The organism is Streptomyces sp. NPDC031426 (assembly GCF_055581585.1).
In genome coordinates, this window is record NZ_JBVIJE010000009.1 from 196378 (window position 1) to 209123 (window position 12746).

The following is a 12746-nucleotide window of genomic DNA, read 5'->3' on the forward strand; positions in this document are numbered from 1 at the left end:
CGGCCCCGCGCCACACTTCCCGGCCGGGACTCACACCCGAGGCGAGTTCACTCCCATTCCCACGCGATCCCGACGATCCCCGGGCGGATCCGTGGTTCGACCACGTGGACGCAGTGGTGGGGGCCGGTGACCGACAGCTGGTGGCGGCCGCTGCGGGGGGCCGCCGTCGAGTGCTGGGTGAACCGATGGCAGTGGGCCGGCAGCGCGGCTGCGTCGAATCGCACCTGGAGGGCGTACTGGCCGCCGGGGAAGCCGAAGCGGTGGAGGAACTCGCGGCTCGGGCCGGCCGTGCCGTCCTCGATCCCGTACCGGAAGAGGTAGGTCTCGCCGGCGCGCAGCCGGGTGTCGAAGAGCAGCTCCGCGGCCAGCACGCCGGTGCCCTGGTCCCAGCGGACGCGTCCGGTGCGACAGTTCTCCAGCGCCCGCACCCTGATGTCGTGCGGGCGGCAGCCGGGGTCGCCGTGGTGCACGGCGATGAAGCGGTCGACGCCGTCACGGTGGGCCCGCACGATGTGATGGGCCTCGCGGCCGGCCAGCTCGCGCCGGGCGCCGATGCGGACGCATTCGTGGTGCCCCAGAGTGTGCAGACCGCCGTCGAGGGACCAGCCGAGCTCGGCCCGGAGCCGGTCCAGGACGTCCGAGGCCTCGATCAGGGAGCGGTAGGAGCGCCCCGCCGGGCGACCGGCCGCGGCGGACCCGTCGGCCTCGGCGAGCAGCCGGATCAGCGACTCGTCCGGCAGCTGGAGGATCTCCTCCAGCGCCCGTACGGCCCGCAGAGACTCCGGGCGCTGGGGGCGGCGGGCACCCTGCTGCCAGTAACTCAGGCTGGTGACGCCGACCTTGACCCCGTGCCGGGACAGATGGTGCTGGACGCGCTGGAGCGGCAGCCCGCGCGCGGCGATCGCGGCGCGCAGCGCCACATGGAAGGGGCCGCCCCGCAGGGCCGTGTCCAGTTCCGCGGTGGGGAGGTGCGCGTGCTCCGTGGCATGCCGCATACCGGGGCGCCTTTCTGTGAGGTGTCGCTACGGCTGGTCAGACCGCCTGCGCTGGTGTGCGGGGCCACCCCCGTGGACGTCGTGGACGCCCCTGGCTGAGCACGCCTCGCCTGTCCGCGTGCGTGCACGGCCCCGAGTTCCCCCGCATTGAAGCGTGTTGACCAGACCCCGACAACACCTCGAACCCGCCATGGCCACCCCTGGCCGGGCCGTTGCTCTGCGCCGGGGGCCTGCGGCCGCGAGCGTCAGGCGCGCCGGAGCCGGCCGATGGGAAGATCGCCGCGTGACGGAGACCTGGACCTTCGGGGGTGATCGCACGGCCGTGACGGCGCAGGAGGCGGTCGCGGTGCTGCGGCGACGGATCGCCGAGGGCCGTCTCGAAACCTGGCTGACCGGCTCCACCGGGCGCCTGCTGTCCGTGGTGAGCAACACCGAACGCGCGCTGGTGATGCTTCTCGACGGAGCGGACGACCCCGGATCCCACGCCGTCTCCGTGGGATCCGCAGGGGCGAGCGGGGGTTTTGTCCTGGCCGATGGGCAGTGCGACACATACCCGGACCAGGACACCGTGCCGCTCGACGAGGCGTTCCGGATCGTCCGGCACCTGATCGGGACGGGCCTGCCGCCGACGGACACCGGATGGGTTGTGGACGGCTGAGCGGCACGCCGCGGGCGTTGTCCACAGGCCCGACGCGGTGTCGGTGGTCGCCAGTAGGGTGTGAGACATGGCCGATCCCTCCAGCTACCGCCCCAGGCCGGGTGAGATCCCGGACTCCCCGGGGGTGTACAGGTTCCGTGACGAGCACCGCCGGGTGATCTACGTCGGAAAGGCGAAAAGCCTGCGCCAGCGCCTGGCGAACTACTTCCAGGACCTGGCGCACCTGCACCCGCGCACCCGGACGATGGTGACCACCGCCGCGTCCGTGGAGTGGACCGTGGTGTCCACGGAGGTCGAGGCCCTCCAGCTGGAGTACTCCTGGATCAAGGAGTACGACCCCCGGTTCAACGTCAAGTACCGCGACGACAAGAGCTACCCGTACCTCGCGGTGACGATGAACGAGGAGTTCCCGCGCGTGCAGGTGATGCGCGGTCACAAGAAGAAGGGCGTCCGGTACTTCGGGCCGTACGGGCACGCGTGGGCCATCCGGGACACCGTCGACCTGCTGCTGCGCGTGTTCCCGGTGCGCACCTGCTCGGCCGGCGTGTTCAAGAACGCCGCCCGCACCGGCCGCCCCTGCCTGCTCGGCTACATCGGCAAGTGCTCCGCCCCCTGCGTCGGCCGGATCAGCCCCGAGGACCACCGGGAGCTGGCCGAGGAGTTCTGCGACTTCATGGCCGGCCGCACCGGCACCTACCTCCGCCGTCTGGAGAAGCAGATGATGGAGGCGGCCGAGGAGATGGAGTACGAGCGGGCGGCCCGGCTGCGCGACGACGTCGAGGCCCTGAGGAAGGCCATGGAGAAGAACGCCGTCGTGCTCGCCGACGCGACGGACGCCGACCTCATCGCCGTCGCCGAGGACGAGCTGGAGGCGGCCGTGCAGATCTTCCATGTGCGCGGCGGCCGGGTGCGCGGCCAGCGCGGCTGGGTGACCGACAAGGTCGAGGAGATCACCACCGGCGCCCTGGTCGAGCACGCCCTGCAGCAGCTCTACGGCGAGGAGATGGGAGACGCCGTCCCCAAGGAGGTCCTGGTCCCGGCGCTGCCCGAGCCCGTCGAGCCGGTCCAGGAGTGGCTGACCGGCCGCCGCGGGGCGAACGTCTCGCTGCGCATCCCGCAGCGCGGCGACAAGAAGGCCCTCATGGAGACCGTGCAGCGCAACGCCCTGCAGGCGCTCGCGCTGCACAAGACCAAGCGCGCCTCCGACCTGACCACGCGCTCTCGCGCCCTGGAGGAGATCGCCGAGGCCCTCGACCTGGACAGCGCCCCGCTGCGCATCGAGTGCTACGACATCTCGCATCTCCAGGGGGACGACGTGGTCGCTTCCATGGTCGTCTTCGAGGACGGACTGCAGCGCAAGAGCGAGTACCGCCGCTTCCAGATCAAGGGCTTCGCGGGGCAGGACGACGTCCGCTCCATGCACGAGGTGATCACCCGCCGCTTCAGGCGGTACCTCGCGGAGAAGGAGAAGACGGGGGAGTGGGCCGACGGCTCCGGCAGCGAGGACGCCCTCACCGACGGCGACGGCACCCTCACCGACCCGGACGAGATCACCAACTCCCTCAAGGACGACGACGGCCGTCCGAAGAAGTTCGCCTATCCGCCCCAGCTCGTCGTGGTCGACGGCGGGCAGCCGCAGGTCGCCGCGGCCCGGCGCGCCCTGGACGAGCTGGGCATCGACGACATCGCCGTCTGCGGCCTCGCCAAGCGCCTGGAGGAGGTCTGGCTGCCCGGCGACGACGACCCGGTGGTCCTGCCCCGCACCAGCGAGGGCCTCTATCTGCTCCAGCGCGTCCGTGACGAGGCCCACCGGTTCGCGATCACCTACCAGCGCACCAAACGCGCCAAGCGCTTCCGGGCCGGCCCCCTGGACGACGTTCCCGGCCTCGGCGAGACCCGCAAACAAGCGCTCATCAAGCATTTCGGCTCGGTGAAGCGGCTGCGGTCCGCCACAATCGAACAGATCCAGGAGGTGCCCGGGATAGGCCGGAAGACGGCCGAGACCATCGCCGCGGCCCTCGCCCAGGCGGCTCCGGCCGCACCCGCCGTGAACACGGCGACCGGGGAGATCATTGATGACGAGGAACCCGATACGACGGCGGGCTCCTCGGGGGAGCCCGTAACCGCGGGCCTCCCGGACGAACGACGGGGGCAGGAGAGATGACGGAGCACGACGCACAGCCCACAGCGGAGCGAGATCGGGCCCGCAAGGAAGCGGGGCGGGATTTGCCACCCCCCGCGGCGGGCGAACAGCCCGCGGCCCAGGAAAACGGAGCACAGGTGAGTACGGACGGTACGCCGGTCTCGGGCCAGGAAGCGGCCATCCCCGAGCTGGTGATCATCTCCGGCATGTCCGGAGCGGGACGGTCCACGGCGGCGAAGTGTCTGGAGGACCTCGGCTGGTTCGTCGTGGACAACCTCCCGCCCGCCCTCATCCCCACCATGGTCGAGCTGGGCGCCCGCTCGCAGGGCAACGTGGCGCGGATCGCGGTCGTCGTGGACGTGCGCGGCCGGCGCTTCTTCGACAATCTGCGCGAATCCCTCGCCGACCTCGACACCCGAGGCGTCACCCGGCGGATCGTGTTCCTGGAGTCCAGCGACGAGGCCCTGGTGCGCCGCTTCGAGTCGGTGCGCCGCCCGCACCCGCTGCAGGGCGACGGCCGCATCGTGGACGGCATCGCCGCCGAGCGCGAGCTGCTGCGCGAGCTGCGCGGCGACGCCGACCTGGTGATCGACACCTCCAGCCTCAACGTGCACGAGCTGCGCGCCAAGATGGACGCCCAGTTCGCCGGCGAGGAGGAGCCCGAGCTGCGGGCCACCGTGATGTCCTTCGGCTTCAAGTACGGCCTCCCGGTCGACGCCGACCTGGTCGCGGACATGCGCTTCCTGCCCAACCCGCACTGGGTCCCGGAGCTGCGCCCGTTCACGGGACTGAACGAGGAGGTGTCGGCGTATGTCTTCAACCAGCCCGGCGCGAAGGAGTTCCTCGACCGGTACGCCGAACTGCTGCGGCTCATCGCCGCCGGCTACCGGCGCGAGGGCAAGCGGTATGTGACCATCGCGATCGGCTGTACCGGCGGCAAGCACCGCTCGGTCGCGATGTCGGAGAAGCTCGCCGCGCGCCTCGCGGCCGAGGGCGTGGAGACGGTGGTCGTACACCGGGACATGGGACGGGAATGACGGAACGTACACGGCGGCTCGGCAGGCTGCGCCGGATGGTGCCGGAGGAGCGCTCCAGCCGTGCCACGACCGAAGGGACGGCCCGCCCCGGCGAGGCCCGCGGCGGCCGGCCCCGGCGTCGGGGCGCTCAGCCGAAGGTCGTCGCGCTCGGCGGCGGCATGGGCCTGTCCGCCTCGCTCGCCGCGCTGCGCCGGATCACCGGCGACCTCACCGCCGTCGTCACCGTGGCCGACGACGGTGGCTCCAGCGGCCGGCTGCGCGACGAACTGGGTGTGCTGCCGCCCGGCGACCTGCGCAAGGCGCTGGCCGCGCTGTGCGGCGACGACGAGTGGGGCCAGACCTGGGCCCGGGTCATCCAGCACCGCTTCCAGTCCAAGGGCGATCTGCACGAGCACGCGGTCGGCAATCTGCTGATCGTCGCCCTGTGGGAGCAGCTCGGCGACCATGTGCAGGCCCTGGACCTGGTCGGCAAGCTGCTCGGCGCGCACGGCCGGGTGCTGCCCATGTCCGCCGTGCCGCTGGAGCTGCAGGCCCTGGTCAAGGGGCATGATCCGGAGCGGCCGGAGGACGTGGACACCGTGCGCGGGCAGGCGAACGTCGCCCTCACGCCCGGCGAGGTCCAGTCGGTGCACCTGGTGCCGAACGACCCGCCGGCCGTGCCCGAGGCCGTGGCGGCGGTCCTGGACGCGGACTGGGTGGTGCTCGGCCCCGGCTCCTGGTTCTCCTCCGTGATCCCGCACCTGCTCGTACCCGAGCTGCTGGACGCCCTCACGCAGACGAAGGCACGCAAGGTGCTGTCGCTGAACCTTGCCCCGCAGCCGGGAGAAACCGAGGGGTTCTCACCGCAGCGTCATTTGGAGGTTTTGGGGCGACACGCCCCTAAACTCGCCCTGGACGTGGTGCTGGCCGACGAGGCCGCCGTGCCCGACCGCGACTCGCTCACCGAGGCCGCCAAGCGGCTGGGAGCCGCGGTCGAGCTGGCACCGGTGGCCCGGACCGACGGAACACCCCGGCACGACCCGGAGCTGTTGGCCGCCGCGTACGACCGTATTTTTCGGATGCATGGAAGGATCGGCCCATGGCGATGACGGCAGCGGTGAAGGACGAGATCTCCCGGCTACCCGTCACCCGGACCTGCTGCAGGAAGGCGGAGGTCTCCGCCATCCTGCGGTTCGCCGGCGGCCTTCACCTGGTGAGCGGGCGCATCGTGATCGAGGCGGAGCTGGACACCGCGATGGCGGCCCGCCGTCTCAAGCGGGACATCCTGGAGATCTTCGGCCACAGCTCCGAGCTGATCGTGATGGCGCCCGGCGGGCTGCGCCGGGGCTCGCGCTATGTCGTGCGGGTCGTCGCGGGCGGTGACCAGCTGGCACGCCAGACGGGGCTCGTGGACGGCCGGGGCCGCCCGATCCGCGGCCTGCCCCCGCAGGTGGTCTCGGGGGCCACCTGTGACGCCGAGGCAGCCTGGCGCGGGGCCTTCCTGGCGCACGGTTCGCTGACCGAGCCCGGCCGTTCCTCCTCGCTCGAGGTGACCTGCCCGGGGCCGGAGGCCGCGCTCGCGCTGGTCGGCGCCGCCCGCCGGCTGTCGATCGCCGCGAAGGCCCGCGAGGTGCGGGGCGTGGACCGGGTGGTCGTGCGTGACGGCGACGCGATCGGCGCGCTGCTGACCCGGCTCGGCGCGCACGAGTCGGTGCTGGCCTGGGAGGAGCGCCGGATGCGCCGCGAGGTGCGGGCCACGGCCAACCGGCTCGCGAACTTCGACGACGCCAACCTGCGCCGTTCGGCCCGGGCAGCGGTGGCCGCCGGAGCGCGGGTGCAGCGGGCGCTGGAGATCCTGGGCGACGAGGTCCCCGAGCACCTCGCCGCCGCCGGACGCCTGCGCATGGAGCACAAGCAGGCCTCGCTGGAGGAGCTGGGCGCGCTCGCCGACCCGCCGCTGACGAAGGACGCGGTCGCGGGCCGTATCCGCCGGCTGCTGGCCATGGCCGACAAGCGCGCCGCCGACCTGGGCATCCCGGGCACGGAGGCCAACCTCAGCGAGGAGCTGGCGGACAACCTGGCGGGCTGACCGGCCCACCTCAACAGACCGGTGCCGAGGCCCAGTCGGGGCTGCGGCACCGGCCTTCCCGTGCCTGGCAAGCCTTCATTTACATGGCCGTGAGGCGCTCTTGACTCGATCACCGTCTGACATGAGCCTGGCAACCTGTTCGCCGCTGTGGCGGACCACCGCTAGGGGGGTTCATGAGACACAGAGCGAGATCGATCCTCGCTGTCGGCGCGCTTCTGATCGGCGGAGCGAGCCTTGCACCCGTAGCCCAGGCACAGAGCGGAAGTCCGGCGAAGTCTGACCCGGACGCGGTCAAGGTCTTCCGTGCCGACGTCACCAAGCAGCAGATACCCCTCCTTCTCAAGGCCGGCCAGGACGGCGACGAACTCGCCGAGCAGGTCAGCGGAGGCGGAAAGGCCGGAAAGTCCGAGGTCGAGGTCTACCTCACCGAGCACCAGGCCGCCCAACTCCGGCGACAGGGCGTCGACCTCACCGAGCACACCGTCCCGGCAAGGGCGGAGGCCCGCATCGAGAAGGCGTCCCAGGGCGTGTTCCGCCCCTACAGCGGAAGCGGCGGGCTCAAGGAGGAGATCCTGCGCACCGCCCAGGCCAACCCCCGCCTGACCAAGGTCGAGTCCATCGGTAGGACGGTGGACGGCCAGGACATCCTCGCCCTCAAGCTGACCAGGGACGCCAGGAAGACGAAGGACGGCGCCAAGCCGTCCGTGCTGTATCTGTCCAATCAGCACGCGCGCGAGTGGATCACCCCGGAGATGACCCGGCGTCTGATGCACTACTACCTGGACCGCTACAGGACCGACAAGCGCATCCGGAGGATCGTCGACTCCACCGAGCTGTGGTTCGTCATCTCGGCCAACCCCGACGGCTACGACTACACGTTCAAGAACTCCACGACTCGCCTGTGGCGCAAGAACCTGCGGGACGTCAACGGCGACGGCGTCATCGGCACGGGCGACGGCGTCGATCTCAACCGCAACTTCCCCTACAAGTGGGGCTACGACGACGAGGGATCGTCCCCCGATCCGACCAGCGAGACCTACCGCGGCGCGAGCCCCGAGTCCGAGCCCGAGACCAAGGCGCTGGACGGCTTCGAGAAACGCGTCGGGTTCAGATACGCCGTCAACTACCACTCCGCCGCCGAACTCCTGCTCTACGGCGTCGGCTGGCAGGTCGCCACCCCCACCCCGGACGACGTCCTCTACAAGGCGCTCGCCGGCACCCCGGACGATCCGGCCATCCCCGGCTACCGTTCGCAGGTCTCCTCGGAGCTGTACACCACCAACGGTGAGGCGGACGGGCACGCGTCGAACGTCAACGGCATCGCGATGTTCACCCCCGAGATGTCGACCTGCCAGACCGCGTCGGAGATCGACCCGAACGACGCCTGGAAGCCCGAGAACTGCCAGTCGGTCTTCAACTTCCCCGACGACGAGAAACTCATCCAGCAGGAGTTCACCAAGAACATCCCCTTCGCGCTCTCCGTCGCCGAGACCGCCGCGCACCCTGACCGGCCGGTCTCCTCGGTCGGGCTGAGCGCCGCCGACTTCACCCCGGCCACGTTCGCCACGTCGTACTCCCGGGGCGCGGACCAGGAGGTCTCCGTCGTCGTCCGCAAGGCGATCCGCGACAAGGAGCTGAAGTACCGCGTCGACGGCGGCCGTACGCACGACCGGGCGCTGCGGCGCTGGAAGGGCGGCAGGACCTACGGCGGCCACGACGACCTGTACTTCGACGAGTACCGGGCCACGGTGCGGGGCGGCGAGCCGGGCGACAAGGTGGAGGTCTGGTTCACCGGCGAGGAGAAGGGCGGCAAGAAGGTCTCCAGCCCGCACTTCACCTACACCGTCGCCGAGCGGCCCGAGGCCGACACGCTCGTCGTCGCCGAGGAGGGCGCGGCGGCCGCACAGGCGCAGAAGTACCTGGACGCGGTGAAGGCGGCCGGGCACCGGGCGATCGTGTGGGACGTCGCCACGCAGGGCGCCCCGGACGCGCTCGGCGTGCTGAAGCACTTCCGCACGGTCGTGCACTACTCGGGCGCGAACGGCCCCGGCAACGCCACCCAGCTCCAGCTGCGCGCCTACCTCAACGAGGGCGGCCGGCTGATCGAGGCCGGTGAACTGGCCGGCGGCAGCGTCGACCTCGGCGGCGGCACCCTCTCGGACGACTTCAGCCAGTACTACCTGGGCGCCTACAGCCGTACGTCGACCAAGGGAGCCAGCGGCTTCACCGGCACCGGCGCCCTGGACGGCTACTCCGGCGCCCTCGGTGACGCGCCCGGGAACCCGCTGGACGAGGCCGGTACCTACGGCGTCACCTCCGACGAGCTTCCGGCGTCCGTGTACCCGCAGTTCAAGAGCGCGGGCGCGGGCCGGTTCGCCGGGGCGGTGAGCCCCTACGGGCCGTACTCCGGCTCGTACATGGCCGCCGCCGTGCACACCGACGACGCCTACAAGCGCCTCACCCGCACCATTGACCTCACCGGTGTCAGCGCCGCCGACAAGCCGGCCCTCACCACCCGGCTGTTGTGGGACACCGAGCCGGGCTACGACCACGCGGTGATCGAGGCGCACACCGTGGGCGCCGACGACTGGACCACGCTGCCGGAGGCCGGGGGCGCCACGAGGACGGCCGTGCCGGCGGACTGCGGGCAGGGATTCCTGATCGCCGAGCATCCCTGGCTGAAGCACTACCTGACGCTCGCGAACAACGCCTGCACCGCGACCGGCACGACCGGCTCCTGGAACAGCCTCACCGGCAGCTCCGGCGGCTGGCGGCAGGTCGGCTTCGACCTGAGCGCCTACGCCGGGAAGTCCGTCGAGGTCTCCATCAGCTACATCACCGACCCGGGCACCGGCGGACACGGAGTCCTCGCCGACGACGCCTCCCTCGTCGTCGGCGGGACGGCGAAGGAGACCGAGGGCTTCGAGTCGTCGCTGGGCGCCTGGCACGTGGCCGGACCGCCCGCGGGCAGCCCGCCGGTCCTGAAGGACTGGGCGCGCTCCGGAGCGCTGTTCCAGACGTACGGGGCGGTCACCACGGACCACACCGTGCTGCTCGGTTTCGGCCTGGAACAGGTGTCGTCGGCGGCCGACCGGGCAACCCTGGTGCGGAAGGCGTTCGCGGCACTCGGCGGGTGAGGGGCGCCACGTTGACAGATCCCGCTCGCCTTGTTCCAACAGGTGAGCGGGAGCCCTCTCAACGGTGCGCGAAACGGGCCCTGATCAAGTGAGCCGACCCGCTCACGAACGAGTGAAGACGACGCGAAAACCGCCCGGCATTCCGTACTAAATACGAGTGAAACCACTGCCGTTCCGGCACGGTCCGTACCCCTACTGGCGGGTACGGACCGCCTGCCCGTGTATGGGCCATCTCGATGTCACCCCGGGGCCCTCCGGGAGGTAGGGTCGGTGGTGGTCGGGGACATCCCAAACAGAGCTCGCCGGCACCGCATGGCCGGCGTACCAACGAGGAGATCGGTTCGTGACGATCCGCGTAGGCATCAACGGCTTCGGCCGCATCGGGCGTAACTACTTCCGCGCGCTGCTGGAGCAGGGGGCGGACATCGAGGTTGTGGCTGTCAACGACCTGGGTGACACCGCGACCACCGCTCACCTGCTCAAGTACGACACGATCCTGGGTCGCCTCAAGCAGGAGGTCTCCCACACCGCCGACACCATCACGGTGGACGGGCACACCATCAAGGTGCTCTCCGAGCGCAACCCGGCCGACATTCCCTGGGGCGAGCTGGGCGTCGACATCGTCATCGAGTCGACCGGCATCTTCACCAAGAAGGAAGACGCCGCGAAGCACATCGCCGGCGGCGCCAAGAAGGTCCTCATCTCGGCTCCGGCCAAGGACGAGGACATCACCATCGTGATGGGCGTCAACCAGGACAAGTACGACCCGGCGAACCACCACGTCATCTCCAACGCCTCCTGCACCACCAACTGTGTGGCCCCGATGGCGAAGGTCCTCGACGAGAACTTCGGCATCGTCAAGGGTCTGATGACCACGGTGCACGCGTACACGAACGACCAGCGCATCCTGGACTTCCCGCACAAGGACCTGCGCCGCGCCCGTGCCGCCGCCGAGAACATCATCCCGACCACCACCGGTGCCGCGAAGGCCACCGCGCTGGTCCTGCCGCAGCTCAAGGGCAAGCTGGACGGCATCGCCATGCGCGTCCCGGTCCCGACCGGCTCGGTCACCGACCTGGTCGTGGAGCTCGGCCGCGAGGTCACCAAGGAAGAGGTCAACGCCGCCTTCCAGAAGGCCGCCGAGGGCGAGCTGAAGGGCCTCCTCGACTACACCGAGGACCCGATCGTCTCCTCCGACATCGTCAACGCACCGGCCTCCTGCACCTTCGACTCCTCCCTGACCATGGTCCAGGAGGGCAAGAACGTGAAGGTCATCGGCTGGTACGACAACGAGTGGGGCTACTCCAACCGCCTCGTGGACCTCACGGTCTTCGTCGGCAACCAGCTCTGATCGCCGCAGACCGCGGCAGCAGGACCTTGAAGTGAGAGCAGGGCTCGGGCAGCGCACCGCCGCGCTGTCCGGGCCCTGTCTCGCGTACGGACCACGTCCTTTTACGATCAGGTGCACCACGAGCCCTCCTTTGGAGTCCACCTCAATGAAGACGATCGACGAACTTCTCGCCGCCGGCGTGAGCGGCAAGCGGGTCTTCGTCCGCGCCGACCTCAACGTGCCGCTGGAGAGCGGCACCATCACCGACGACGGCCGGATCCGCGCCGTCCTGCCCACCGTCAAGGCCCTCGCGGAGGCGGGCGCCAAGGTGGTCGTCGCCTCGCACCTGGGCCGCCCCAAGGGCGCCCCGGACCCCGCCTTCTCCCTCGCGCCGGCCGCCTCCCGCCTGGGTGAACTCCTCGGCTCCGCCGTGGCCTTCGCGACCGACACGGTGGGCCCCTCCGCCCAGGACACAGTCGCGGGCCTCACCGACGGCCAGGTCGCCGTCCTGGAGAACCTGCGCTTCAACCCCGGCGAGACCAGCAAGGAGGAGAGCGAGCGCGGCGCCTTCGCCGACCAGCTCGCCGCGCTCGCCGACGTCTACGTCGGTGACGGCTTCGGTGCCGTGCACCGCAAGCACGCCTCCGTCTACGACCTGCCGAAGCGGCTTCCGCACTACGCCGGCCACCTCATCGCCACCGAGGTCGGCGTCCTGAAGAAGCTCACCGAGGACGTCAAGCGCCCGTACGTCGTCGCGCTCGGCGGCGCCAAGGTCTCCGACAAGCTCGCCGTCATCGACCAGCTGCTCGGCAAGGCCGACCGACTGCTCATCGGCGGCGGTATGGCCTACACCTTCCTCAAGGCCAAGGGCTACGAGGTCGGCATCTCCCTCCTGCAGGAGGACCAGATCCCGGCCGTCACCGAGTACATGGAGCGCGCCGAGAAGCAGGGCGTCGAGCTCGTGCTCCCGGTCGACGTCCTCGTCTCGCCGGAGTTCCCCGACCTGAAGACCAAGGCCCCGGCCAACCCCACGACCGTCGACGCGGACAAGATCCCGGCCGACCAGGAGGGCCTGGACATCGGCCCGAAGACCCGAGAGCTGTACGCCTCGAAGCTCGCCGACGCCGCCACCGTGTTCTGGAACGGCCCCATGGGCGTCTTCGAGCACCCCGACTACGCCGAGGGCACCAAGGCGGTCGCCCAGGCCCTCGTCGACTCGAACGGCTTCACCGTCGTCGGCGGCGGTGACTCGGCCGCGGCCGTGCGTACGCTCGGTTTCGACGAGAACGCATTCGGCCACATCTCGACCGGTGGCGGCGCCTCCCTCGAATACCTCGAGGGCAAGACGCTCCCCGGCCTCGCCGCACTGGAGGACTGA

9 protein-coding genes are annotated in these 12746 nt (G+C 70.7%); 8 read left to right on the forward strand and 1 reads right to left on the reverse strand.

Translation table 11 applies throughout. The features are described 5' to 3' along the window. Window positions 1-47: 47 nt before the first annotated feature. Window positions 48-995: a hypothetical protein gene (locus tag ACZ5NH_RS20785; protein ID WP_388621182.1), complete on the reverse strand. Its 948-nt coding sequence runs from the start codon at window positions 993-995 to the stop codon at window positions 48-50. Between the two features lie 283 nt (window positions 996-1278). Here ACZ5NH_RS20785 and ACZ5NH_RS20790 point away from each other — a divergent pair, with 283 nt between their 5' ends. The 8 genes from ACZ5NH_RS20790 (at window position 1279) to ACZ5NH_RS20825 (ending at window position 12746) form a co-directional block, all read left to right on the forward strand. Then, window positions 1279-1653, forward strand: coding sequence for a hypothetical protein (locus ACZ5NH_RS20790; protein WP_468777170.1), 375 nt, complete (start codon window positions 1279-1281; stop codon window positions 1651-1653). Between the two features lie 67 nt (window positions 1654-1720). Next, window positions 1721-3817: an excinuclease ABC subunit UvrC gene (gene uvrC / locus ACZ5NH_RS20795; protein ID WP_388621178.1), complete on the forward strand. Its 2097-nt coding sequence runs from the start codon at window positions 1721-1723 to the stop codon at window positions 3815-3817. Then, entirely contained in the window at window positions 3814-4833 is a 1020-nt protein-coding gene (gene rapZ / locus ACZ5NH_RS20800; protein WP_388621176.1) for an RNase adapter RapZ, read from the forward strand. The genes uvrC and rapZ overlap by 4 nt, the downstream gene beginning before the upstream one ends. Beyond that, window positions 4830-5921: a gluconeogenesis factor YvcK family protein gene (locus ACZ5NH_RS20805; protein WP_468777172.1), complete on the forward strand. Its 1092-nt coding sequence runs from the start codon at window positions 4830-4832 to the stop codon at window positions 5919-5921. The genes rapZ and ACZ5NH_RS20805 overlap by 4 nt, the downstream gene beginning before the upstream one ends. Continuing rightward, entirely contained in the window at window positions 5912-6901 is a 990-nt protein-coding gene (gene whiA / locus ACZ5NH_RS20810) for a DNA-binding protein WhiA (RefSeq protein ID WP_030583311.1), read from the forward strand. Before ACZ5NH_RS20805 ends, whiA begins: the two co-directional genes overlap by 10 nt. Window positions 6902-7074: 173 nt before the next feature. Further along, complete coding sequence (locus ACZ5NH_RS20815) at window positions 7075-10038, forward strand: M14 family metallopeptidase (protein ID WP_468777208.1); 2964 nt, start codon at window positions 7075-7077, stop codon at window positions 10036-10038. Window positions 10039-10381: 343 nt separating this feature from the next. Then, window positions 10382-11389, forward strand: a complete 1008-nt coding sequence (gap, locus tag ACZ5NH_RS20820) for a type I glyceraldehyde-3-phosphate dehydrogenase (protein ID WP_069781521.1) — start codon at window positions 10382-10384, stop codon at window positions 11387-11389. Window positions 11390-11534: 145 nt separating this feature from the next. Continuing rightward, window positions 11535-12746, forward strand: coding sequence for a phosphoglycerate kinase (locus ACZ5NH_RS20825; protein WP_468777210.1), 1212 nt, complete (start codon window positions 11535-11537; stop codon window positions 12744-12746).

Excerpts from the sequence above, each read along its gene's own strand:
- ACZ5NH_RS20815 (WP_468777208.1), top strand. The coding sequence starts at position 7,075 with ATGAGACACAGAGCGAGATCGATCCTCGCTGTCGGCGCGCTTCTGATC.
- ACZ5NH_RS20805 (WP_468777172.1), top strand. The coding sequence starts at position 4,830 with ATGACGGAACGTACACGGCGGCTCGGCAGGCTGCGCCGGATGGTGCCG.
- ACZ5NH_RS20825 (WP_468777210.1), top strand. The coding sequence starts at position 11,535 with ATGAAGACGATCGACGAACTTCTCGCCGCCGGCGTGAGCGGCAAGCGG.
- whiA (WP_030583311.1), top strand. The coding sequence starts at position 5,912 with ATGGCGATGACGGCAGCGGTGAAGGACGAGATCTCCCGGCTACCCGTC.
- uvrC (WP_388621178.1), top strand. The coding sequence starts at position 1,721 with ATGGCCGATCCCTCCAGCTACCGCCCCAGGCCGGGTGAGATCCCGGAC.
- ACZ5NH_RS20785 (WP_388621182.1), bottom strand. The coding sequence starts at position 995 with ATGCGGCATGCCACGGAGCACGCGCACCTCCCCACCGCGGAACTGGAC.
- rapZ (WP_388621176.1), top strand. The coding sequence starts at position 3,814 with ATGACGGAGCACGACGCACAGCCCACAGCGGAGCGAGATCGGGCCCGC.